This is a genomic window from Malaciobacter halophilus (assembly GCF_002837275.1).
GTDB classification, from domain to species: domain Bacteria; phylum Campylobacterota; class Campylobacteria; order Campylobacterales; family Arcobacteraceae; genus Malaciobacter; species Malaciobacter halophilus.
Genome location: NZ_NXIF01000002.1, coordinates 21248 through 46562 on the forward strand (window position 1 = coordinate 21248; position 25315 = coordinate 46562).

Sequence of the window (25315 nt, forward strand, 5' to 3'; positions counted from 1 at the left end):
AAGTATAAGAGTTATTATAATATAATCGCCCATTAATAAAAGAAGTAAATGGGCTAATGAAAAGAAACGTTTTTGATAATATTTTAACAACTGTTTTTGTATTTTTTTTTACAATATTTGTAAACTTTATATCATCAATCTATTTTAACCCTATATTTTTAGCTGGTGTACTGTTTTTAACATTTATGCATATTTTAAAAAGAGAGTATTATTATAGTGCATTTTTCTTAATGCTTGCTATGCTATTTTTAGAGTTAAATAATGGATTTAAACCCTTTAGTTTACTATTGTTAAGCTTTTTTATATATGCCTTTATTGCACCTTATATAAAAAGAGTTGTATCCTTTTCACACTTAAATAATTATATTTATATGTTAGTGTTTTATTTTGGATTTACTATTTTATATATTACAAATAATACATATTCATATGACCTTCTTTTTACTATTTTTATAAATATTGTAATTGATTTTATAATTGTTGGACTAATGATATGAAAAGATTAAATTTTATTTTACTATTTATTGCTGTTTTAATGGTTATATTACTTGCAAGAGTCTATTTTCTAAGTATTAAATCAAATACATATTATGAAGAACTTTCAAAACAAAACTACATAAAAAGAGTTTATGAAGCACCATCAAGAGGTCTTATTGAAGATAGAAATGGAATTCCTTTAGCTATTAATAATCTAGGTTTTTCTATTACTGTAAGACCACATTTAAGGTCATACAAAAATAAACAAAAGCTATTAGATGTTGTAGAAATTATTTCAAAACATTTTCCTGAATATGACAAAGAAGAATTAATAAAAAAATATAAAAGATTAGATTCAGCATATAAACATGATTTTGTAAATCTTATTGATTATATTGCATATGATGATTTTTTCTCAAAATTTACTCTATTTAATTCACTTGAAGATATAAAAGTTGAACCATCGGTTAAAAGATATTATCCTTACCATAATGTTGCTTCTCATATTATTGGTTATGTAGGAAAAGCTTCAAGAAAAGATATTCAAAATAATGAATTATCAAAATATAGTGGAATAATTGGTAAAAATGGTTTAGAAAAATACTACAATAAAAAACTTCAAGGAACACTTGGTTATAAAGATGTGAAAGTAAATGCTTTAAATAAAGAGTTAGAGATACTTGAAGAGAAAAAACCAAATGAAAATAATAATCTAAAAATTACCATTGATGTTGAGTTACAAAAATATATTCAAAAAGTATTTACTCATGAAAGTGGTGCTGTTATTGTAATGAATGCAAAAAATGGAGAGCTTTTAGCAGCGGCATCTTTTCCTGAGTTTGATAATAATATCTTTGTTGGAGGTATTTCTCAAAAAGAGTGGGACGAGATGAGAAATAGTTTTGACCATCCATTTACAAATAAGCTTGTAAATGGTTTATATCCTCCAGGTTCAGTTCATAAAATGGGTGTAGCTTTAGCTTTATTAGAGCATGGTATTAAACCAAATTATACTGTATATTGTAATGGTGAGTTAAAAATAGGAAATAGAAAATTTAGATGCTGGAAACAAACAGGACATGGAAGAACAGGCTTTACAAAGGCATTAAGAGAGAGTTGTGATGACTTTTTTTATAAAGCAAGTTTAAAAGTAGGAATTAGCAATATATCTAAAACATTAGAAAAATATGGCTTTGGACAACAAACAGGAGTTGATCAAATTAATGAATTTTTTGGGGTTAACCCAAATAAAAAATGGAAAAGAAAAAGATATGACCAACCTTGGTATATAGGAGAAACAGTTATTAGTTCAATTGGGCAAGGATATACTTTAGTAACTCCTATGCAAGTTGCTAGATATACTGCATTTTTAGCAACAGGGAAACTTCCAAGACCACACTTTTATAAAGACAATTATGAAGAACCTATTGAAGTTCCAACTGACCCTAAACATCTAAAAATTATAAGAGAAGGTATGTATGAAGTAGCAAACAAAAGATTTGGTACAGCACAAAGACATATAAGATCAAAAGTAAAAATTGCAGCAAAAACAGGAACAGCTCAAGTTATTTCTATTCCACAATCAGAGAAAAAAAGAATGAAAGAGAGTGAATTAGAGTATTATCATCGTTCACACGCTTGGTTAAATACATATGGACCTTATGATGATCCACAATATGTAGTAGTTGCACTTGTTGAGCATGGTGGACATGGAGGTTCAGCTGCTGGACCTATGGTTAGTAAAATCTATGATAAATTATATCATTTAGGCTATATTAAAAAATAGGCATTTAATAGTTTTTTAGTTATTATTTTGCACAGAAAAAAAGAGGATTTATTTTGAGAATTTTAATTAGTTTATTACTTTTTACATCACTAATTTTTGCAGCAGACACACCTCCTATTGTAAATCTATCTGTTGCTGCACTTGAAGAACCAGCACAATTTGTAAGAACAATAAACATAGCAATTATTCTAGGACTTTTAGTTCTTGCACCAAGTTTACTATTAATGGTGACAAGTTTTACTAGATTTTTAATTGTATTCTCACTTTTAAAACAAGCTTTAGGTTTACAACAAACGCCACCTTCTCAAGTAATTGTATCAATGGCTTTAATTTTAACTTTTTTTATTATGGAACCTTATGCTAAAAAATCTTGGGATGATGCTATTGTTCCATACATGGATGAAAAAATTGGTTATGAAGTTGCTTTTGAAAGAGGAACTAAACCTTTTAAAGAGTTTATGATAAAAAATACAAGAGAGACTGATTTAGCTTTATTTTATAGAATAAAAAAAGAAGAGAATCCTAAAAATATTGATGAAGTACCTTTAACTTTACTTATGCCTGCATTTATTGTAAGTGAACTTAGAACTGCTTTTGAAATAGGCTTTTTAGTATTTCTGCCCTTTTTAGTTATTGATATTATTGTATCTTCTATTCTTATGAGTTTAGGTATGATGATGCTACCACCTGTAATGATATCCTTACCTATTAAGCTTATTTTCTTTATTGTAATTGATGGATGGTTTTTAATAATAGGAAATCTTGCCCAATCCTTTAAATAATGCCATTTTATTATAAGTATAAGCCCTAGTAATATAACTAATTTTTATATTATTAGTTTGTATTTTTAACAAATATTTTTATATTAATGCACTATAATAGTCCTTATTTTAGATATAAAGGCTATAAATGCATAAAATATACTTATACTTTTTAATTATTACTTTCTGTTTTGGACAAACAGTTACTTTTAATGAAGTATTAAACTATACTCTTCAAAATAATAAAGATTTAAAAAACTCAAAACTAAATATAACTCTTAGTGATTTAAATATAAAAGAAGCAGACTCATTAAACTTTGGAAAACTATCTATTATAAATAAAACAAATAGAACAAATCATGCAGGATATGTTTTTAACTCAAAACTATCTTCAAGAGAAGCTACATTTAAAGATTTTGGTTTTGCTCAAATGAATGAACCTATAAATACTAAACCAAAGGATTTAAACTATCCTTCAAGTAGAACAAATATAAATACTAAACTTACATATGATTTAGCACTATTTACTGGATTTAGGATTAAAACAAAAAAAGATATTTTAAAACTTGAAAAAAAAGTCAATAAACTAAAACATAGTATGAATAAAACCGAACTGACTTTTGAAGTTTTTAAAGCATATAATGCAGTAGTTGTAGCAAAACAGTTTATTCAAGCATTAAAAGAGTCTAAAAACAGTGTACAAAAAGTATTAAACTCTTCACGCTCTTTTTATAAAGAAGGACTAATTACTTCAATTGATGTAAAACAAGCAAAAGCTTATGAACTTCAAATTGAAGCTAGTTTAGCAGAAGCTAAAAAAAACTTCTTATTTGCCCTTGAATACTTAAGATTTTTAAGTTCAAATAAAAATATAACAGATGTAAACTCTTTTGAATATTTAAACTTAGATTTAACTCAAAAAAACAATCTTTACTCAAAAGCATTGACTCAAAAAGATAAGCTAAAAGTAATGCAACTTTATAAGAGTATTACTAAAAAAAGTATTGATATAGCAAAAAGTACATACTATCCTCAAATATACTCTCATTTAGAATATGGATATAATGATAATAACATAGATTTTTCTAATCAAAATGATTATTATAATGCAGTTATAGCTATAAAATATACACTATTTGACAATACAAGAGATACCCAGTATCAAAAAAGTAGAATACTTTACCATAAGGCATCTATAAATTATGAGAAACAAAAAGATTATTTAAAGCTTGAACTCTCAAACGCATTTGAAGAGTTAAGTGCAAAACAAATTGTTCTTTCTCAAAAAAAGCAGTTTTTAAAATTAGCAAAAGCTATTTTTATTCAATCTGAAAAGATGTATAAAAATCACCTAATTTCAATGACAGATTTACTTAAACAAAAAGCAAACTTCCAAAAAGCAAAAGCTGAACTAATTGAAGCAAAATATAATAAAGAGATTGCAAAAGCAAAAATTGCAAAAATTGTTAATTTAGATTTTAAAGGATTAAAATGATAAGAAGCCTCTTACTAATCGTACTATTTATATCATCTTATGCACAAGAGATACAAACATCAGGAACAGTTATTTCAGATAATGAAAAAGTTATTACAAGCAGACACTTTGGTTATATCAAAAAAGTATTTGTAAATGAAGGTTCTTATGTAAAAAAAGGTCAACTTTTATATCAAATAGACTCTAGTACCTTAGATTCTCAAAAAAAAGAGGCTTTATTAAACCTAAAGATTTTAGAAAATAAATTAGAAGATATAAAATTAAATTATGAAAGATATAAAAGACTATATAAACAAGATTTAATTGCTAAATATGATTTAGAACAATTACAATTAAATCTTTTAAATCTAAAAAATCAAGTGTTTATTGCAAAAACAAAATTAAAACAGATTCAAAATGAATATAAATATTTAAATATAAAAGCCTCTAATGACTCTATGGTAATAAAAAAATCAATTAAACAAGGAGAAATGGCAATACCAGGAACTCCTAGTTTAATACTTACTGATTTACAAAGTTTAAAAATCAAAAGTTCAATAAATGAAAGTGATTTAAAGCTTATAAGTAAGAATCAAATAGTATCAATATTTTTTCCTTCAATAAAATTTAAAACAAAAGGAAAAATTGAAGCAATAATTCCAAATATAGATACAACTTCACACTCATTTATAATAAAAATATCTTTTGATAAAAAGCAAGAAGCAATCTATCCAGGAATGTATGTAAAACTTAATATCAACCTAAAACAGGATAAATAATGCAAGAAAAAGAGTTTTCAAAAAAAATTAATCCTAATTTAAATATAGCAGGAAAAATATCTTTAAATTTTATAAATCATCCTTTAACTGCAGTTGCAATTTTTTTAATACTTGCTTTAGGTTATATATCTTTAATTGTAATGCCAAGAGAAGAAAACCCTCAAATAAAAGTAAGTGGGGGTGCTGTTATTGTAGCACTACCTGGAGCAAAGCCAAGTCAAATACAAAAAGTAATTATTGACCCTTTAGAAAAGAAACTAAGAGAAATAAAAGGAATTGAACATATTTACTCATTTGCAAAAGATTCTGTTGGAATAGTACAAGTTCAATACTATATTGGTCAAGACAAACAAAGCTCAAACTTGAAACTATATGACCAAGTTATGAGAAATATGGATATGATGCCCAAAGAAGCCCTACCACCAATAGTTAAGACTATGGATATAGATACAGATATTCCTATTGCAACTATTGCATTTTATTCAAAAAAAAGTAATAACAAAGATTTAATTTCTCAAACTAAACTATTTAAAGAAATTGATAAGTTATCTAAAAAAATCAATAGAATAGATAATGTAGCTTTAATAGAGTTAAAAGGTGAAAAGAAAGAACAATATAATATTTTGATTGATTCAAATAAAATCTCTGAATATAAACTATCTTTAAATGAAGTAGTAAAAAGTGTACAAGCTTTAGCATATGAAACTCCAAATATAAAAGGAAAAACAAAAGATAATAAGCTTGTAGTATTTGGAATAAAACAAGCAATTGAATCAAAAGAAGATATTCAAAATCTTATAATCTCATATAAAAATAACTCTGCTATATATTTAAAAGATATTGCAAAAGTAGAAAAGTCATATGATATACAAAATAATAAAGAAGCCTATTTATATACAAAAAATGAAAAGAGCAATATCAATAAAACTGCTCAAGTTACTATGATGATTTCAAAACTTAAAGGTACAAACTCTGTTGATATAAATAAAGAGATATTTTCTTATATGGAAAACATAAAACAAGAGTTATTAGATAAAAATATTAAATTTACAATCACAAGAGATGATGGATATACAGCAAATAATGCAGTTAACTCACTTGTAAAAAATCTTTTAATATCTATTGTTATTATTGCAATTTTACTTATTTTTACATTAGGCTTTAAAGAGGCTATGATTGTATCACTTACAGTTCCTATGATTCTATCATTGACTTTATTTATTGGATTTTTATTAGATGAAACAATAAATAGAATTACACTTTTTGCACTTATTGTATCTCTTGGTATGTTAGTAGATGCTGCTATTATTGTTATTGAAAATATTCATAGGCATAGAAAAAGTAATTTAAATGCAGATATTACAGTTATATCAATTAATGCAACCAATGAGATAGGAAATGCTACAAATATAGCAACAATAGCTATTATAATGACTTTTTTACCTATGTTTTTTGTAGGAGGTATGATGGGACAATTTATGCACCCTCTTCCTGTTTTTGTCCCTATAGCTCTTATTGTATCTCTTGTTGTTGCTTATGCATTTACACCATATTTAATAAAAAAATTTTTATAGGATTATAGATGAATAGACTAGAAAACTTTATATATAAAATCTTACAATCAAAATCTAAATCAGTTTTAGTATATTTAATAACACTAATTCTATTTTTATTAAGTATAGCTACATTTCCAACACAAATAACAAAAGTAAAAATGCTTCCTAGTAAAGATTCAGATACTTTTTCTGTATATGTTGATTTAAAAGATGGATACAGTAAAGAACATACAAAAGAAGTAACAAATTGTATTTCAAAAAAATTACTTGAAAATGATACTATTACAAACATCTCTGTTTTTATAAGTGAAGGTCAACCTTTAGATTTTGCAGCATTAGTAAAGCAAAGTGCCTTAAAAGATAAGCAATGGCAAGCAGAAATGATGGTAAACATTAAAAGAGAAGCAAATAGAGATATTTCAAGCTACAACTTAGTCTCAAAATTAAGAGATGAAGTAAAAAAAAGATGCAGTATGTATGATTCTACTATAAAATTTATTGAACTACCTGCGGGGCCTCCTGTTTTAGCCTCAATAGTAGCAGAAATTTATGGAGGAAAAGATTTTTATAGTAAAAGAGATTTTGCATACAAAATTGCAGATATTTTTAAAAATCAACAAACTTTAGTAGATGTAGATGTAATGGCAAGTAAAGATTTTATAAAATATGAACTGATTTTAGATAATGAAAAAATCAAAAAAAGTGCCATAAGTTTAGAACAAATAAAACAGATAATCTATCTTGCATATGAAGGTATGCCAATCTCAATAGTAAATGATAAAAAAGCCCAAAACCAAATACCTATTTTTCTAAGATTAGATAATACTAGAGTTATAAATGAAAAGACAAAACAATCATTAAATGATAGATTAAAAAATTTAAAACTTAAAAACCAATACAACCAAATGGTAAGTGTTTCTGAACTTGTTAATGTAAAAGAAAGTATTAAAGAGCCAGAATTAAGTTCAAAAAATTTAAGACAGATGATAAATGTAATTGCCGAAACAAATAAAGATAGTCAAATCTACCCTTTACTTGATGCAAGAAGTGAAATGATTGATAAACTAAGTAAAGACTATGAAATTATAAAAACAGATATGCTAAATCTTTCTTTTATAGATAAAAAGAGTAAAGAAAGATTTGATTTGATTTTTGATGGAGAATTAAAAGTTACACTTGATACTTTTAGAGATTTAGGTGGAGCTTTTATTATAGCTTTAGTTTTGATTTTTTTCTTAATGGTAATGTATTATAAAAGTTATGCTATTTCAGGAGGAATTGTACTTGCAAGTTTTATTTCTATTATTGGAGTTATTCTAGCACACATAATAATGGATTTAATAACAGAAGATACATTTTATTTAACAGCAACATCTTTAATTGGTTTTATTGGTCTTATTGGAATAAATTCAAGAAATTCAACACTAATCATTGATTTCTCAAAACAGCTTATTATAGAAGAGAATATGCCTATTAATAAAGCTATTGCCAAAGCAACGGCAACAAGGTCAAAACCTATTATACTTACTGTTTTAACTATGGTTTTTGCTTCATCTCTTCTTGCAACAGATGCAGTTTTTGGAGGCTTAGGAGTTGCTCTTATTGGTGGTACTCTTATTTCATATGTCGTATCAATGTTTTTTGTTCCTGTAATTATAAAAAATCATATAAAAAAACTACTTTAATAAACACTAACTTTACAATAAGTTGATAAAATCTAGTAATTAAAATTATTACTAGGTTTTAAAGGAATTAAATGAAAAACAAAATAAAAAAATATATAAAAGAAATTCTATTTTTTATTATTACTTTAACAGTTATACTAAACATCATAAGTTATTACAAATCACTTAATTTAAATAAAAATAATTTACAAATATTTAGTTTTAAATTATTAAATGAGAAAAAATATAACATACCTAAAGATAAACCAGTTATAATTCATTTTTGGGCTACTTGGTGTCCAACATGTAAACTTGAAGCTTCTAATATAGAAAAATTGTCAAAAGATTATGAAGTTATAACTATTGCAGTACAATCAAAAAATAAAGAAAATATTAAAAAGTATTTAGAAAATAATAAACTAAGTTTTAAAGTAGTTGACGATACAAAGGGATATTATTCTAAAAAGTTTAATATAAAAGCTTTTCCTACAACACTAATTTATGATAATCAAAAAAATCTAAAATTTAGTGAAGTAGGATATACTTCAACACTTGGCTTATATGCAAGAATGTGGTGGATACAAGCTCAATTATAAATCATAAACCATTGCAATTTCATCACATATAGGAAAATGTTTACAACGAATACAATCTGCCCATATTTTATGCTCTGGAATATTCTCTTTTTCTATTTTTCTAAAACCAACACTTTCAAAAAAACCTTGCTCATAAGTTAAAGATAAAATCTGTTCTAACTCATATTTTTTACCCTCTTCTATGCAAGCTTCTACAAGTTTTTTACCTAATTTTAAACCTCTAAACTCTTTTGAAATAATTAAACTTCTAACTTCGGCTAATCTACATGAATGAATATGTAAAGCTGTAAAGCCTGCAAGTTTATTATCTACTGTTACAACAGTATATGACCTAATTGTATTAGCCATTTCATCTTCAGTTCTTAATAATATATTACCATTGTCAACTTCTGGTTTTACAAGCTCTTGCATCTGCTTAATATGTTTTACTGTGGGTTTAAAAAATTTGATTTCCAAAAAGGTGCTCCGTTATAGCATTTTGAAGATCTATCATACCTCTTTTTTTTAGATTTGAGATAAAAATACCTTCAGGGTATGCTCTTTTTAATTTTGCTAAATCATTCTGTTTTAATTTATCTATTTTTGTAAAGGCATGAATAATCTTTTGGTCACCTCTTTTTATAACTTCTAAAAATTCATCAACATTTTTATCAATCTCTAAGTGAGGATGTCTTGCATCAAGTAGATGCACAAAAACTTGTAAACAAGGTCTTTGTTCTAAATAGCCAGTTAAGTTTTTATTCCAATCTTTTTTTAGACCTTTTGATACTTTTGCATACCCAAAACCAGGTAAATCAACAAATCTTGCAAATAAATATGGTAACTCTTCACTTTTTGTTTTAAACTTAATATCAAAATAGTTAATAAGTTGAGTCTTTCCAGGAGTAGAAGATGATTTAGCTAAACCTTTTCTATTTGTTAAAGTATTTAACAAAGATGACTTACCAACATTACTTCTTCCAAGAAAAGCAACTTCTGCCATATCTGGACTTGGTGAATCATTTATACTTTGTGCTGAAGTTAAAAATGATGCTTCAACTATTTTCATTATTTATTAGCCTTTTTTTCATTTTTATCTTCAATATTAATAATAAATCTAACTGGTTTATTATCAGTTCCACTAACTTTTGCTTCACCTGTTACTTGATTAATATAGATTTTATCACCATATATTTTTCTATCTTCAACTTTTTCTTTAATAAATCCATTTCCTATAATCTCATATTGTTGCTTATTTGGATAATAAATAACTTTATTTCCTTTACCTTCATAAAATTTATCTTGTGAAACTATTTCAAAATAAACATTTCCCGTTGCAATATATTTAAGAGGAACTCTTTTTTTATTTGCTGCTTTTGCAGACATATATACTTCTAATCTATCTGAATCAAGTTTATCTTTTGCTTTTTTTAATTTTACATTTCCTGTAAAAATAGATACACCCTTAGCATCATTTGCTTCAAATTTTTTTGCATCGATTATTAGTTTACCTTCATTTGCCATAAGAGTTAAAGAGGCTAAAAAAGTTAAAAGTAAATATCTCATTGTTATTGTCCTATCCTTATTATCTTGTTGTTTCTATTTCAAAATGAGAACTTTTAGCTCTCATGATTTCATTTTTCATATCTAAATATAGATTTTTACCATCTATTTTGTGTTTATAGTAATAACCTTTAAAAGCCACACTATTTTTTGCAACTTGCGTATTTTCATTATAGTAAAGTTCTTCAGTATCTAAAGATATAAAATCATTTCTTCTAAACTTTACATCATCTAAAAAAGTAAAATTTGCATCTCTTTTAATTATAACATTTGCACTAATATAATCAGTTGCATTTTCAACTTTTTTATCATTTGCTTTTAAAATAAAATCTCCCTCATACATAATATCTTTTGTTTTAAACCTTGATACTTTTTTTGAGTTAACTATTTTTGTTGTTGTTTCTTCATTTAAAGTGTACATAGTAGAGTCATTAAAACTTACAAGAGCAATATCTTTTTTGTCATCTTTACTATTAGCATTATCAATAGGAACAAAATAAAATCCCACTGCTATAACTAAAAGAGAATAAATAAACGATTTTATAACCATGCTTTTAAGAACTCCTGTTCAATACCCTCTTTTTTAACTATATACTCAACCATCTCTCTTACAGCACCATTTCCACCACTATTTTTACAAACTACATCTACAAACTCTTTTAAATATCTTGTACCATTTGCAGGAGTAAATGAAAGTCCAACTTTTTTTAGCATTTTATAATCATTTAAATCATCACCAATTGCAGCAACTTGCTCCCATGAAAGTTTCTCTTTTTGCAAGATTGCTTCTAAAACTTCATCTTTATTATCAACTTTTTGATACAGATACTCTATTTGCAAATCTAAAGCTCTTCTTTGAACTATTTTAGAAGTTCTACCTGTAATTATTGCAACTTTTTTACCAAGTTTTTTAGTCCATGTTGCAATAGCAAGACCATCAGCAACATCAAAAGATTTTAATTCGTCTGCATTATTTGTATAAGTAATTTTTCCATCTGTTAAAGTACCATCAACATCTAGCACAAGAAGTTCAATCATAAAATACCTTTTGTACTAGGAATCCCTAAGTTTTCATTTTTTACCATTGCTCGTCTAAGTGAAACTGCTAAAGATTTAAAAGCCGCCTCAAGAATATGATGTTTATTTTTTCCTCTTTCATAAATTATATGACATGTTAAACCTGCATTCATAGTAAAAGCATGAAAAAACTCTTCTGCTAATTCAACATCAAACTCTCCTACTTTCCCAGAAAGATTAATATCATAAACTAAAAAAGGTCTATTACTTAAATCAAGAGCACAAGTAACGGCTGCTTCATCCATTACTACAGTTGCATTCCCATATCTTTCAACAGCTTGAATAGGAAAAACTGCTTCTTTAAAAGCTTTACCCAATACTATTCCACAATCTTCTACACTATGATGATAATCAATATGCAAATCACCTATACAAGATAACTCTATAGCAATACCACTATGCTTACTAAGAGCTTCTAACATATGGTCAAAAAAACCTATTTTTGTATCTATTTTTGTTTTTAAACTATTTGTAATATCAAGTTTACATTTAATATCTGTTTCTTTTGTTTTTCTACTTAATTCAACCATTTTTTCTCCCTATTGAGCAATAATCATTGCACCACTAATACCTAGTCTAGTTTTAAAGTCAACTGCTTCTTCTTCACTTCTAAAGCCACTTACCCAAACTCTATTAATTGGTTTGCCATCATAATAGCCTTTTTTAATAACTACGCTATAATTATTTTCAATAATATTCTCAAATTTTCTTTTTGTAATTTTCGCACCTGCATATCTTCTAAATGCCCCAACTTGAACATAATATCTTCCAACAGACATAATTTCATTTTTCTCTGATGTTGATTGGGCAATTTTTCCATGGAAACCTAAAACAGTAACCTTTACATTAGCTGTCCCTTTTTTAACCATATCTATTTTATGTGCTGCTTTATTTGATAAATCAATAATCCTTCCACTTACAAAAGGTCCTCTATCATTAATTCTAACCACTGTTGACTTTCCATTTTCTAGATTATCAACTTTTACCATAGTATTCATAGGTAAAGTTTTATGTGCAGCTGTCATAGCATACATATTATATGTTTCCCCATTAGAAGTTTTTCTAGCATGAAAATTTGGTCCATACCAAGAAGCAATTCCTTTTTGTTCATCACCTACTTTTGCAAGTGTAGGATAATACCACTTTCCTGATATTTTATAAGGTCTCATAGTAGCTCTGTGCATAGCTTTTGAATTTTTCATTTTCTCTTTTGGAATATGCTTAAACCCACCGCTATTTCCATAACCATTATATGAATATCCTTGATTACTAAAAGAAGAGAAACACCCTGTAAATAAAAGTGTTGAACTTACAATTACTGCACTTTTTAAACAAGTTTTTGAAAAACTACTTTTTAATAACAATTTTATCTCCAATATTAATAAAGTTTGATTCTAAGCCATTATCACTCATTAGTTTTTTTAAGTCAACTTTATATTTTCTTGCAATTGAGTATAAAGTATCTCCATTTTTAACTTTATAAACTAATGTTGAACTACTTTTATTAGATGAGTCTGCAAGTCTTATGTTTTTTCTACTTGCTCTTTTTTCTGATGATATTGGGATAATTAATTTTTGTTTTAAAGACAAAAGATTTGTTTTTAATCTATTAAAATCTTTTATTACTTTATATGAAACATTATATTTATTTCCAATTTTATGTAAAGAGTCACCTCTTTTTACTACATACACTAAATATTTACTATCTTTAATTAAATCTTTATTTGCTTGGTATCTAGCAAGCCTACTATAAGGAATATAAATATCATATTTTTTTTCATAAGGAGGTACAATTTGAAGTTTTAAGTGTTTATTTAAATTCTTAATCTCTTCATAATCAATTCCAACTGCATTTGAGATTGATCTAAGATGTAAGCCACCTTTTACACTAATAGTAGCAACAGATGAAGTTGCACCAATATTTAAAAGATGTGCATTATCATTTTCAGTAATAAAGCTTTGATTATTCATCATTCCAAGGGCAATTATTTTTCTAATATACATTCTACTTTCACTTGGTATATACTGTCTTGATACATTTTTTTGCACTCTTAAAAAATCATCAATATCTAAAGGAATATTCCAATTTTTTACCTCTTTATAAATATTATTTAATTTATAAAATGGCTCGCTTCCTCTTTGGTAATAGTAAATAATTCTTCTAAACTCTTTAATCTTATTACTATTCTTTTTACTTGGATTTTCTTGAATATATTTATCTATTGTAGCTCTAGTAATTGCTTCAATTACTCTTCCCTCTCCACAATTATAAGCAAGAGCTGCTAAATACCATTTATCAAATCTTTTATGTAAATACTTTAAATATTTTGTTGCAGCTTTAGTTGATTTAACTAAATCCATTCTTTCATCAACATAAAGATTAATATCTAAGTCAAAATGTTTTCCTGTTTCTGACATAAACTGCCAAATTCCAGTAGCTTTTACATTTGATTTTGCATCAATTGTAAAATCAGATTCCGCCATTGCCATATACAAAAAAACCGAAGGAACGCTCTCTTCTCTTAAGATTTTTTTGATTTTTGGAACAAACAATGAAGCATCACTAAGCTTTTTTACATAGTTAGTTTGATTATGTTCTCTTAGTAAATTATTGTAAGTTTTTTGTAGCTTATAATCTGTGATAAAAGAGGATTTAATTTGTAAATCCTCTAAAATCTGCATATCTCTTTGATTGTAATTAGCCCCTATTAAAGAAGCCCATGAGTAGTTTACTATTATAAATAAAAATACGACTAGCTTATACAAATACATTCCTAATTGTTAAAATAGCCTATATTTTATCTAATTTATATTAGAGAACTCCTTAAATAAAGTTTTAGCATTTTTAGTAGTTAAAGTTTTCACTTCATCAACTTCCATTTCTAAAAGTTCTGCAATTTTTTCAACAACATAGTTTGTATATGACGGTTCATTTCTTTTACCTCTAAAAGGATGAGGAGTAAGATAAGGACCATCTGTTTCTACTACAATTTTCTCTTTTGGAATTTTACTTAAAACTTGTACTAATTTTCTTGCATTTTTAAAAGTTAAAACTCCACCTATTCCAAAGTAAAAGTTTTCATTTGCTAAGCTTAGGAGTTGCTCATCTGCATTAAAACAGTGTAAAACACCTCCTACTTCACCAGCTTTATTATCTAAAAGTATTTTTTTAGAATCATTAGAAGCATTTCTTACATGAATAATAAGAGGTTTGTTTACTTCTCTTGCAAAATTGACTTGCTTTATAAAAACCTCTTTTTGTCTTTTTATCTCTTCTTCTTTTTCACTTTCATCTTCAGGAAGCCTAAAATAATCTAGACCACATTCTCCAATTGCTATACATTTTGGGTGAGAAACATATTTTCTTAATACCTCTTCATCATATGCTTGTGCATCATAAGGATGAACTCCCACAGAAAAATACACCTCATCATATTGTTGCGCTAATTCAACAGCTTTTGGTAAATCTTTTGGATCTGCACCAGGTATTAAAAAACCTTTTACGTTTGATTTTAATGCATTTGAAATTACTTCATGCACATCTTGACTATATTGCTCATGGTCAAGATGACAATGTGTATCTATTATTATGATAAGAATCTCTTTTCTACAAGATTTATAATTCCGTTAATATCTTGAATATCCTCACCCTTTATCCAAGCATCAATTCCAAAATTTTTAAATGCATCATAATCACTATCATCATCAATAACTGCAATAGATACAAACTTTTCATTACAAGCATCATGCTTATTCTCTTCAAAATCGAAAATTGAATTAATATCTAAAATTGCAATATCAGCTTTTTTTGTAATTCCACTATCAAAATGTTCAACACTATGCCTACTATCAATTAACGACTCATCTACATTGCAAAATGTTACTATATTCATAATTGCTCCCTGTTTTCTATACTTTTACTTAATTTTATCAAATAAAAAATTAAAATATTACAAGATATACCTTGCAGTATCTTCATTTTCAACAATATCTTCAAGCTTTTGTTCAACTAACTCTTTATTAACTACAACTGTTTCACCTTTTTTCTCATCAGCACTAAAACTAATATCTTCAATAACTTTTTCAATTACAGTATGAAGTCTTCTAGCCCCAATATCTTCAGTTTTTTCATTTGCAGTAACTGAGTATTTTGCAAAAGCATGAATTGCATCATCACTAAACTCTAATGTTACATCTTCAACTTTTAATAATGCCTCATATTGTCTTAAAAGAGAATTTTTTGTATTAGTTAATATTCTATATAATGCATCTTCATCTAAAGAGTCTAATTCTACTCTAAGAGGAAATCTTCCTTGAAGTTCAGGAAGTAAATCACTTGGTTTAGATACATGAAATGCACCAGCAGCAATAAATAAAATATGGTCTGTTTTTACTTGACCAAATTTTGTTTGAACAGAACTTCCTTCAACGATTGGAAGTAAATCCCTTTGAACTCCCTCTTTTGATGGGTCTTGATTTTGAGATTTAGTTCCAGTTGCAATTTTATCAATTTCATCTAAAAAGATAATTCCACCATTTTCAGCTCTTTTTATTGCTTCAATTTTGATAGCTTCATGGTCAAGTAAATTTTCACTTGCTTCATCTCTTAATAACACTTTTGCATCTTTAATTGAAACTTCTTTTTTAATTTTCTCTTTATTTAAGCCACCTAACATTTTTGAAAGACTCTCTTGCATTGAACTCATATCCATTGGCATTGAAGAATCAACAATCTCAACATGAGTCTTTTTTGGAAGCTCTATTTCAATCTTTTTATCATCTAAATCACCATTTAGTAACTTCTCTTCCATCTTATTGTAAGTTTTAATAAATGACTCTTTTGCTGTTTCAGTTGCTGTTTCTGGTAAAGGTGGTACTAATTTTTCAATAATTTTTCTATTTACTTCATCATCAATTTTATCAGCAATTTTAGATTCATACTCTTTTGTAACTAACGAAATTGATTCATAAACCAAATCTCTTACCATTGATTCAACATCTCTTCCAACAAAACCAACTTCAGTATATTTACTTGCTTCAACTTTGACAAAAGGAAGTCCCATCATTTTTGCTAATCTTCTAGCAATTTCAGTTTTACCTACACCTGTGCTTCCTATCATTAAAATATTTTTAGGCATTATCTCTTCTTGTAAAGTAGGTTCTACTCTCATTCTTCTAAATCTATTTCTTAAAGCTAAGGCAATTGTTTTCTTTGCTTCATCTTGACCAATAATATAATCATCAAGATACTCAACAATTTGTTTAGGAGTTAAATCCATATTACACTATTCCTCTATTTTTAAAATTTTAATATTTTGATTTGTATAAATACATAACTCACCAGCAATCATTAATGACTCTTTTACTAACTCTTCTGCTGACAAATTTGCATGTTTATCTAAAGCTCTTGCAGCAGAAATAGCAAAATTTCCACCACTTCCTATTGAAGCTATTTTTCCATCTTCAGGTTCTACTACATCCCCATTTCCACTTAAAATAAAAATATGCTCTTTATTCAAAACAATCATCATTGCTTCTAATCTTCTTAAAACTTTATCTTTTCTCCATGCTTTAGAAAAAGCAACAACTGCTTTTAATAAATCTCCTTTTGTAGTTTGTAAATGTTCTTCAAACATATCAAAAAGATTAAAAGCATCAGCAGTGCTACCTGCAAAACCTGCTAGAATTTTTCCATTATATAAAGTTCTTATTTTTGTAGCATTACCTTTTAATACAGAATTACCAAAAGTAACTTGTCCATCTCCACCAATTACTGCTTTATCTTCACCTTTATAGGCTAATATTGTAGTTGCTTCAAACATTCAACTACTCTCCAATAATATCAACTTTTAAATTTGCATTAACTGCATGACCTAACTTACAAGTAACTTCATAAATTCCTGGAGCTTTAATTTTCTTTTCTAAAGAGATATTTTTCTTATCTAATTCAATTTTAAACTCACTACTTAAAGCTTCACTTATCTCTTTATTTGTAACTGAACCAATTAAATGTCCATTTGCACCAACTTTGTGTTTAATAGTTAATTTCGTAGAGTTTAAAGTTTCAGCTAATTTTTCAGCTTCTGCAATCTCTTTTGCTTCTTGCTCTTTTTCTCTTTTCTTTTGAGCTTCATATTTTCTTAATACATCATTAGTAGCATGTAAAGCAAGACCTTTTCCAATTAAGAAGTTTTTTCCATATCCATCTTTTACCTCTTTTACTTCACCTGCTTTTCCTAAGCTTTTTACATCTTTTATTAATAATACTTTCATAAATATATCTCCACATAAATTAAATAGACATTATTCTACAATAACTTTGATGAAGTGAATATAAATGATAATGATAAATATTTTAGTTATAGATTTTTTACAATAATTTTGTAGTTAAATTTATATTAGCTAGTAAAAATAACTCTACTACTTTATGGAGTTTTTACAGATTTTCTGACACTATTAAAACAACTAAAATAGTAGAATTATTTAAAATTATACTCTTGATATTTAGCTAGCAATATCAAGAGTATTTTTCAAATTTTCTCTGATATTTCTCTTTTTTACATAGTTATTTAATCCAATATGATTACTGTAACCTAAAAGCTTTGCAATTTTTCTAACTGATAAACCAACAGATAATAACTCTTCTATTTTTTCTCTTTGTGCATCAAATTTTGATTTTTGTATTGTACCTTTTGGTTTTCCAAGATGAGCACCCTCTAATTTTTTTGCAGTTAGTGCTTCTTTTGTTCTAATACTCATTAACTCTTTTTCCAATTTTAAAGTCATAGAAATAACACCTAAAATCATTTGAGTTAACATATCATTATCATCAATTAAATCTAAATTTTGTCTTATTACAATAATTCTTATTTTATTGCTTAATAAAAATTTTATAATCTCTAAAATAGTTTCAACTGTTCTTCCAAAAACATTTAAGTCAGCAACTAATAAAGTTGATTTACTTTGTGAATTTTTTAGAAAATCTAACATGTTTTTTTCATCATTTGGAGTATTGATTTCTATTTCAATATTTTGATAAATTTTAATATTTTGCTTATTTATATACTCGCTTAAAATCTCATTTTGCTGCTTCGTATACGCCTCATTGTTTTTATTTATTCGAACAAAACTAAATATTTTAGACACTTTAAATCCTTTTACAATAAGTATTATTATAAATATAAATATATAACATAGTGTTATACTTATAATAATTTTTGTTATACTAAATGTTATTACTATTTTCATAAAAGTTCTCTTAAACAATCTTTTTTCAAAAGCCTATTTTTGATGTTTTGACAAATTAGTTATACAGACTTAATGTTATACATTTTGAAAAAAGGAAAATGTGAAATCTTTAGACCTCCTTTGATAATCTAGTTTTTTAATTTTTTTTGATTTGCTATAAAGTAAAAATTAGATAAACTCTGCTTTTTATAAGATAATTCTTTAAAGGATTTGTATTGAAATTAACTGTTGCAATTACAGGTGCTAGTGGAGCAAGTTTAGCTCTAAAATTTGTAGATAATATTCCTAAAGAAGTAGAGGTATTTTTAGTAGCTTCTAAAAGTGCAAAAACTGCTTTAAAATTAGAAGAGAATATATCAATTTCTAACTATTTTCAAAATAAAGAAAATATTACAATTTTTAACGATTCAGATATTTCTGCTTCTATTGCTTCTGGTTCATTTGGTGTAAATAAAATGATTATTTTACCTTGCTCAATGAATACACTTGCTAAGTGTTCTGTTGGAATATCAGATAGCTTAATTACTAGAGCATTTACTGTAATGTTAAAACAAAAAAAAGATATTATTCTTGCACCAAGAGAGATGCCTTACAATACAATCATCTTAGAAAATATGCTTAAATTGTCTCAACTAGGAGTAACTATTGCTCCTCCAAATTTAGGCTATTACTCTAGTCAACAAACTTTAGAAGATATGGAAAATTTCCTAATTGGTAAATGGTTTGATTTACTAGGTATTGAAAATAATTTATACAAAAGATGGGAATAAATATGCAAAATAGTGAAAAAACAAGTAACGGTGGCACATATAAAAAGGCTATTTACAGTGGAACTTTTGACCCCATAACAAATGGACATATGGACATTGTAAGAAGAGCTTCAAGTATTTTCGAAGAGGTAGTTATTGCAGTAGCAAAAAGTGAAAGAAAAAAACCTATGTTTTCTCACGAACAAAGAGTAGAGTTTGCCAAACAAGCAACTAAAGATTTGAAAAAAGTTAGAGTTATTGGTTTTGATACTTTACTAGTTGACCTTGCAACACAAATGAAAATAAATACAATTATTAGAGGGTTAAGAGCTGTTAGTGATTTTGAATATGAATTACAAATGGGATATGCAAACTCTTCTATAAATAAAAATTTAGAGACTCTTTATCTTATGCCCACATTAGAAAATGCTTTCGTTAGTTCTACAATTGTTAGAGAATTAATTAGATTTAACGGAAGTTTTTGTCATCTTATACCAAAAGAAGTATTAAAATGTATGTAGTAATAGAAGGAATTGATACAGCAGGAAAATCTACACAACTAGATATTCTTGCTAAAAAATATAGTAATGCAATATTTACAAAAGAGCCTGGTGGAACACAAATTGGTTCAAAACTAAGACAAATGGTTTTAAGTGCAGAAGCAAACTCAAAACTAGCAGAAATGTTTTTATTTTTAGCAGATAGAGCAGAACATATGCAAGAAGTTGTTTTAAAAAATAAAGACAAAATAGTAATTTCAGATAGATCAATGATATCAGGAATTGCATATGCACAAAACTTACCATTACAGACAGTAATTGATTTAAATTTAATAGCAACAAAAAGTGTCTTACCAACACATGTTATTTTATTAAAATTATCAAAGCAAGAGTTAGAAAAAAGGCTCTCTTCAAAAGAGCATGACTCAATAGAAGCTAGAGGAGTTGATTACTTAATGAGTATTCAAAATAGAATGGAAGAGACAATAAAAAAACTAAATTTAAATTATAAATTTATAGATGCAAGTTTAAGCATCGATGAAACTTCAAAAGATATAGAGGATTTTTTAAATGAGTAAACAAGATGTTATACAAAGCCTAAGAGGTATGAAAGATATTTTAGATAATGACAGCAAACTATTTACTTACTTTTGTGAAAATGCTGCAAAAATTGCAAGAAATTATGGCTTTGAATATATTGAAACACCTATATTAGAAGAGACTGCACTTTTTAAAAGAAGTGTTGGAGAAAGCTCTGATATTGTAAATAAAGAGATGTACCAATTTATAGATAAGGGTGAAAATGATGTTTGTTTAAGACCAGAAGGAACAGCAGGAGTTGTAAGAAGTTTTATTCAAAATAAACTTGATAGGGCTGGTGGAGTAAAAAGATGGTATTACCACGGTCCAATGTTTAGATATGAAAGACCACAAAAAGGTAGATTAAGAGAGTTTCACCAATTTGGAGCAGAAGTATTTGGTGTTAATTCTGTTTATGAAGATGCAAATATAATTATGATGTTAAAAGATATTTTAGAGTTCTTTGGTATCTCTTATAAACTACAATTAAACTCTTTAGGCTGTAAAGAGTGTATGCCAACTTATAAAGAAAAACTAGTTGAACACTTAAATAGCTTTAAAAGTGAGCTTTGTGAAGATTGTAATAGAAGAATAAAAACCAATCCAATAAGAGTACTTGATTGCAAAATAGAAAAGTGTCAAAATCTACTTACTAATGCTCCAAAAATTACAAATAACTTATGCGATTCTTGTGATACAGACTTTGAAAAGTTAAAAGAGATATTAGATTTTAATGATATTTCATATGAAGTAGATACTAATTTAGTTAGAGGTTTAGACTACTACTCTAAAACAGCTTTTGAGTTTGTAAGTGATGAAATCGGAGCACAAAGTGCCATTGCAGGTGGTGGAAGATATGATAGACTTGTTGAGTTTTTAGGTGGTAGAGAAACTGCTGGTATAGGTTTTGCAATTGGTATTGAAAGACTTTTAGAGTTAGTAAAAATCAAAGAGTCAAAAGAGGATATTTACTATATTGGAGCATTAAGCCAAAATGCTTTAAATCAAGTTACAAAACTTGCAAATATAAAAAGAAAATCAAATCAAACTTTCATGGAATATACACCAAGAGGTTTTGGTAAACATTTTAAATTGGCAGAGAAATTAAATGCAAATGTTGTTGTATTAGTAGGTGAAGATGAACTAGAAAATGGTACAGTTTATACTAAAAACATAGATACAAAAGAAGAAAAAACAATTAAACTTGAGGAATTTTAATATTGAAAAATTTTGGAATTGATATATGGAGTAATAACAATTTTATTATTGAAGAGGGAAAATTAAAACTTAACTATAAAAGTAAGCCTTCTTTAATTTCACTTGTAAAAAGTATTAGGGATAAAAACTATAAAGGGCCTTTGCTTTTTAGATTTCCACACTTAATAGAAAAACAGATAAATAGACTTTATGATACATACAATAGTGCAATAAAAGAGTACTCTTATAAAGGCTCTTTTAATGCAGTATTTCCATTAAAAGTAAATCAATACCCTACTTTTATTAAACCTTTAATAAAAGCTGGAGAAAAACATAATTATGGTTTAGAAGCTGGAAGTAAAGCTGAACTATTTATTGCTATGACATATAATAAAAATGCACCAATAACTGTTAATGGTTTTAAAGATAAAGAGATGATTCATCTTGGTTTTATAGCAAAAAAAATGGGTCATAATATAACTTTAATAATCGAAGGATTAAATGAGTTAGAAACAATTATTGAAGTTGCAAAAGAGACTAAACTTGAATCTCCTAATATTGGTATTAGAGTTAGACTTTTTAATAGTGGAAGTGGAGCATGGGCAAAATCAGGAGGAATTGATTCAAAATTTGGATTAAGTTCAACTGAGATTCTTGAAGCTTATGACCAGTTAGAAAAAAACAATCTTTGTGAGTATTTGACAATGATTCACTTTCATATTGGCTCTTCTATGAATAGTATTAAGCCTTTAAAAAATGCTCTTAAAGAGTCTGGTCACATTTACGCCGAACTTAAAAATTTAGGAGCTACAAATTTAAGTGCAATTAATATTGGAGGTGGACTTGCCGTTGAATATTCACAATTTAACAGAACTATAAACTACTCTTTACAAGAGTTTGCAAGTGATGTTATCTTCACACTTAAAAATATTGCAAAACAAAAAGGTGTTGAAGAACCAAATATTTTCACAGAGTCAGGAAGATTTATCTCAGCTTCTAGTGCTGTTTTAATAACTCCTGTATTAGAACTTTTTTCAGCAGAATATGAAGCAGCACATTTAAGACTTAAAAAGAAAAATCCTCCATTAATTGAAGAGCTAAATGAACTATTTAAAGATATGAAAAAAAGAAATGCCTTAGAATATATGCACGATAGTATTGACCATTTAGACTCTTTATTAAAACTATTTGATTTAGGATATATTGATTTAGAAGATAGGTCAAATGCAGAGATTTTAACAAATCTAATTATAAAAAAAGCCATATCATTCTTAGAAGTTGATGATTATGAAGAGCTTAAAAGAATTGATAATAAAATTCAAGAAAAATATCTATTAAACTTCTCAATTTTTCAATCTTTACCAGATTTTTGGGGAATTAAACAAGAGTTTCCAATTATGCCAATTACACACTTAGATAAAAAACCCACAAGAAGCGCTTCTATTTGGGATATTACTTGTGATAGTGATGGAGAAATTGAGTTTAATCCTAATAAACCATTATATTTACATGATGTAGACTTAGATAAAGAAGAGTATTTTATAGGTTTTTTTCAAGTTGGAGCATATCAAGATGTTCTTGGAATGAAACATAATCTTTTCTCTCACCCAACAGAAGTTAATGTAATTTTTAATAAAAATGGAGAAGTAGAGTTAGAAGATGTTGTAGAATCTCAAAAAATTATTGATATATTAGATGATATTGACTATGATACAAATGAAATAAAATCTATATTAAATGAAAAATTAGATAAAAATATATATTCAATATTAGAAAATTATTTATACGATAATTCGTATTTAAAGACAACTTGGAGCTGACGATGACAGAAAAAACAGAAGAAGAGTTAACCCTTTGGCAACTAATCAAAGAGGATTTCTCTGTTCCTAAACAAAATGACCCTGCCCTACACTCAAACTTAGAACTTTTTTTTAATTATCCAGGAGTTTGGGCTATAATTAATTATAGAGTTGCAAATGCTTTACATAAAAAAGGTTTTAAAAGACTTTCAAGAATAATTAGTGGTATTTCAACTTTTCTTACAAAAACAGATATTCATCCTGGTTGCCAAATAGGAAGAAGAGTATTCATAGACCATGCAATTGGCGTAGTAATAGGTGAAACTACTATTGTAGAAAACGATGTACTTATTTATCAAGGAGTAACACTTGGTGGTGTATCTTTAAATAAAGGGAAAAGACATCCAACTATAAAATCTAACTCAGTAATTGGCAGTGGAGCTAAAGTTTTAGGAAATATTACAATAGGAAAAAACTCAAGAATTGGAGCAAACTCAGTTGTTATTTGTGATGTACCTAAAAACTCAACAGCTGTGGGAGTACCCGCAAAAGTTATAAAAAGAGATGACAAAAAATGCAAACTATCTCATAATGACTTACCAGATATTAATAAAGAGATGTTTGATTACTTATTAAAAAGAGTTGGTATTCTTGAAAATGCAGTCAAAAGATATGAGGGTATAGATTTAACTAGTGAAGATAAAGAGCTTGAAGATATTTATGAAAGATTTATTCAAGCAATGAACTCTATAAAACAATAAAATGTTTGAATTACTTCTTTTAGGAACTATGACTGGATTTACTTCTGGTTTTTTTGGTGTTGGTGGAGGAATGTTACTTGTTCCTTTACTAATTTACGTAGGTTTTGATATGAAAGAAGCTATCTCTATTTCTATTGTACAAATGGTATTTAGCTCAGTTTTTGGAAGTTTCTTAAATATAAAAAAGAGTGCTCAAGTTTTTAAAGATGGTATTTTCATAGGTTTAGGTGGTATGATTGGAGGCCTTTTTAGTGGATATATTGTCTCAAATTTTACAAACACTTCATTACAATATATTTTTATACTAATTGTAATTTTATCAATATTAAGAATCTTTTTCTCTCCTGCTGAACCAATAAAAGAGCAAAAAAAGCAAAATAAAATATTACTTATTTTAATTGGTTTTTTTATTGGTTTAATTGCAATGAGTATAGGAATAGGTGGTTCTATTATGTTAACACCAATATTAGTAGGATTTATGCATTATAGTTTAAAAAGAGCAACTTCATTAGGACTATTTTTTGTAGTTTTTTCATCAATTGCTGGATTTATTTCATTATCTCTTCATGGGCATATGCTTTTAGTAGAAGGAGTTACAGTAGGGATTGCTTCTCTTTTGGGTGTTTATATTGGTATAAAAGTAAAAGGATTAATACACTCAAACTCTTATAAAAAATATATACTTTTATTAAATACAACTGTATTATTTATGATGATTTACAAAACTATATAAAACTTAACAACTCAATGTAAAATTAAATTAGATAACT

General features: G+C 26.9%; 29 protein-coding genes. 15 read left to right on the forward strand and 14 right to left on the reverse strand.

Features of this window, described 5'->3' with window-relative positions; genetic code table 11:
* Positions 1-56 precede the first annotated feature (56 nt).
* The 8 genes from CP960_RS00120 (at position 57) to CP960_RS00155 (ending at position 9093) form a co-directional block, all read left to right on the forward strand.
* Positions 57-497 carry a hypothetical protein gene (locus tag CP960_RS00120; RefSeq protein ID WP_101183148.1) on the forward strand — a complete coding sequence of 147 codons (441 nt, stop codon included), beginning with the start codon at positions 57-59 and terminating at the stop codon, positions 495-497.
* Positions 494-2263, forward strand: a complete 1770-nt coding sequence (mrdA, locus tag CP960_RS00125) for a penicillin-binding protein 2 (protein WP_101183149.1) — start codon at positions 494-496, stop codon at positions 2261-2263. Before CP960_RS00120 ends, mrdA begins: the two co-directional genes overlap by 4 nt.
* Positions 2264-2313: 50 nt before the next feature.
* Entirely contained in the window at positions 2314-3045 is a 732-nt protein-coding gene (gene fliP / locus CP960_RS00130; protein ID WP_228151964.1) for a flagellar type III secretion system pore protein FliP, read from the forward strand.
* Between the two features lie 127 nt (positions 3046-3172).
* Positions 3173-4519 carry a TolC family protein gene (locus CP960_RS00135; RefSeq protein ID WP_101183151.1) on the forward strand — a complete coding sequence of 449 codons (1347 nt, stop codon included), beginning with the start codon at positions 3173-3175 and terminating at the stop codon, positions 4517-4519.
* Positions 4516-5277: an efflux RND transporter periplasmic adaptor subunit gene (locus CP960_RS00140; protein ID WP_101183152.1), complete on the forward strand. Its 762-nt coding sequence runs from the start codon at positions 4516-4518 to the stop codon at positions 5275-5277. The genes CP960_RS00135 and CP960_RS00140 overlap by 4 nt, the downstream gene beginning before the upstream one ends.
* Positions 5277-6851 carry an efflux RND transporter permease subunit gene (locus tag CP960_RS14020; protein ID WP_101183153.1) on the forward strand — a complete coding sequence of 525 codons (1575 nt, stop codon included), beginning with the start codon at positions 5277-5279 and terminating at the stop codon, positions 6849-6851. Before CP960_RS00140 ends, CP960_RS14020 begins: the two co-directional genes overlap by 1 nt.
* An 8-nt stretch (positions 6852-6859) precedes the next feature.
* Positions 6860-8518, forward strand: a complete 1659-nt coding sequence (locus tag CP960_RS14025) for an efflux RND transporter permease subunit (protein ID WP_101183154.1) — start codon at positions 6860-6862, stop codon at positions 8516-8518.
* A gap of 71 nt (positions 8519-8589) precedes the next feature.
* Positions 8590-9093, forward strand: coding sequence for a redoxin domain-containing protein (locus CP960_RS00155; protein ID WP_101183155.1), 504 nt, complete (start codon positions 8590-8592; stop codon positions 9091-9093).
* Here the strand turns inward: CP960_RS00155 and CP960_RS00160 are convergent.
* From CP960_RS00160 to CP960_RS00225, 14 genes are all read right to left on the reverse strand, one after another.
* The gene (locus CP960_RS00160; protein ID WP_101183156.1) at positions 9088-9549 is read right to left on the reverse strand and encodes an N-acetyltransferase; all 462 of its coding nucleotides are present in this window, start codon (positions 9547-9549) and stop codon (positions 9088-9090) included. The genes CP960_RS00155 and CP960_RS00160 overlap by 6 nt on opposite strands.
* On the reverse strand, positions 9530-10141 hold the full coding sequence (gene yihA, locus CP960_RS00165; RefSeq protein ID WP_101183157.1) for a ribosome biogenesis GTP-binding protein YihA/YsxC: 612 nt from the start codon (positions 10139-10141) through the stop codon (positions 9530-9532). The genes CP960_RS00160 and yihA overlap by 20 nt, the downstream gene beginning before the upstream one ends.
* On the reverse strand, positions 10141-10638 hold the full coding sequence (gene lptA, locus CP960_RS00170) for a lipopolysaccharide transport periplasmic protein LptA (RefSeq protein WP_101183158.1): 498 nt from the start codon (positions 10636-10638) through the stop codon (positions 10141-10143). The genes yihA and lptA overlap by 1 nt, the downstream gene beginning before the upstream one ends.
* Before the next feature lie 19 nt (positions 10639-10657).
* Positions 10658-11185 carry a hypothetical protein gene (locus CP960_RS00175; RefSeq protein WP_101183159.1) on the reverse strand — a complete coding sequence of 176 codons (528 nt, stop codon included), beginning with the start codon at positions 11183-11185 and terminating at the stop codon, positions 10658-10660.
* Positions 11176-11673, reverse strand: coding sequence for a KdsC family phosphatase (locus CP960_RS00180; RefSeq protein WP_101183160.1), 498 nt, complete (start codon positions 11671-11673; stop codon positions 11176-11178). The genes CP960_RS00175 and CP960_RS00180 overlap by 10 nt, the downstream gene beginning before the upstream one ends.
* Positions 11670-12242 carry an imidazoleglycerol-phosphate dehydratase HisB gene (hisB, locus tag CP960_RS00185; RefSeq protein WP_101183161.1) on the reverse strand — a complete coding sequence of 191 codons (573 nt, stop codon included), beginning with the start codon at positions 12240-12242 and terminating at the stop codon, positions 11670-11672. Before hisB ends, CP960_RS00180 begins: the two co-directional genes overlap by 4 nt.
* Positions 12243-12251: 9 nt before the next feature.
* Positions 12252-13076, reverse strand: a complete 825-nt coding sequence (locus CP960_RS00190) for a septal ring lytic transglycosylase RlpA family protein (protein WP_228151960.1) — start codon at positions 13074-13076, stop codon at positions 12252-12254.
* The gene (locus CP960_RS00195; RefSeq protein ID WP_162919085.1) at positions 13060-14478 is read right to left on the reverse strand and encodes a lytic transglycosylase domain-containing protein; all 1419 of its coding nucleotides are present in this window, start codon (positions 14476-14478) and stop codon (positions 13060-13062) included. Before CP960_RS00195 ends, CP960_RS00190 begins: the two co-directional genes overlap by 17 nt.
* Positions 14479-14514: 36 nt before the next feature.
* Positions 14515-15303, reverse strand: a complete 789-nt coding sequence (locus CP960_RS00200) for a TatD family hydrolase (RefSeq protein ID WP_101183163.1) — start codon at positions 15301-15303, stop codon at positions 14515-14517.
* Positions 15300-15605, reverse strand: coding sequence for a hypothetical protein (locus CP960_RS00205; protein WP_101183164.1), 306 nt, complete (start codon positions 15603-15605; stop codon positions 15300-15302). The genes CP960_RS00200 and CP960_RS00205 overlap by 4 nt, the downstream gene beginning before the upstream one ends.
* Positions 15606-15662: 57 nt before the next feature.
* On the reverse strand, positions 15663-16991 hold the full coding sequence (hslU, locus tag CP960_RS00210) for an ATP-dependent protease ATPase subunit HslU (protein WP_101183165.1): 1329 nt from the start codon (positions 16989-16991) through the stop codon (positions 15663-15665).
* A gap of 6 nt (positions 16992-16997) precedes the next feature.
* A complete protein-coding gene (gene hslV / locus CP960_RS00215; RefSeq protein WP_101183166.1) occupies positions 16998-17534 on the reverse strand; it encodes an ATP-dependent protease subunit HslV in 537 nt (178 codons plus the stop codon).
* Positions 17535-17538: 4 nt separating this feature from the next.
* Complete coding sequence (rplI, locus tag CP960_RS00220) at positions 17539-17985, reverse strand: 50S ribosomal protein L9 (RefSeq protein WP_101183167.1); 447 nt, start codon at positions 17983-17985, stop codon at positions 17539-17541.
* 231 nt (positions 17986-18216) lie between these two features.
* Positions 18217-18858, reverse strand: coding sequence for a recombinase family protein (locus tag CP960_RS00225; RefSeq protein WP_101183217.1), 642 nt, complete (start codon positions 18856-18858; stop codon positions 18217-18219).
* A 317-nt stretch (positions 18859-19175) separates the two neighbouring features.
* Between CP960_RS00225 and CP960_RS00230 the strand changes: the two genes are divergently transcribed.
* The 7 genes from CP960_RS00230 to CP960_RS00260 are packed head-to-tail and all read left to right on the forward strand — an operon-like array spanning position 19176 to position 25278.
* Positions 19176-19730 (forward strand): UbiX family flavin prenyltransferase, encoded by a 555-nt coding sequence (locus tag CP960_RS00230; protein ID WP_101183168.1) that lies wholly within the window; start codon positions 19176-19178, stop codon positions 19728-19730.
* A 2-nt stretch (positions 19731-19732) separates the two neighbouring features.
* Positions 19733-20230, forward strand: coding sequence for a pantetheine-phosphate adenylyltransferase (coaD, locus tag CP960_RS00235; protein ID WP_101183169.1), 498 nt, complete (start codon positions 19733-19735; stop codon positions 20228-20230).
* Complete coding sequence (tmk, locus tag CP960_RS00240) at positions 20221-20787, forward strand: dTMP kinase (protein ID WP_101183170.1); 567 nt, start codon at positions 20221-20223, stop codon at positions 20785-20787. Before coaD ends, tmk begins: the two co-directional genes overlap by 10 nt.
* Positions 20780-22006 carry a histidine--tRNA ligase gene (gene hisS / locus CP960_RS00245; RefSeq protein WP_101183171.1) on the forward strand — a complete coding sequence of 409 codons (1227 nt, stop codon included), beginning with the start codon at positions 20780-20782 and terminating at the stop codon, positions 22004-22006. The genes tmk and hisS overlap by 8 nt, the downstream gene beginning before the upstream one ends.
* A gap of 2 nt (positions 22007-22008) precedes the next feature.
* Entirely contained in the window at positions 22009-23805 is a 1797-nt protein-coding gene (speA, locus tag CP960_RS00250; RefSeq protein ID WP_228151961.1) for a biosynthetic arginine decarboxylase, read from the forward strand.
* A 2-nt stretch (positions 23806-23807) separates the two neighbouring features.
* Entirely contained in the window at positions 23808-24545 is a 738-nt protein-coding gene (gene cysE / locus CP960_RS00255; protein WP_101183173.1) for a serine O-acetyltransferase, read from the forward strand.
* A gap of 1 nt (position 24546) precedes the next feature.
* Positions 24547-25278 carry a sulfite exporter TauE/SafE family protein gene (locus CP960_RS00260; protein WP_101183174.1) on the forward strand — a complete coding sequence of 244 codons (732 nt, stop codon included), beginning with the start codon at positions 24547-24549 and terminating at the stop codon, positions 25276-25278.
* Positions 25279-25315: the final 37 nt, after the last annotated feature.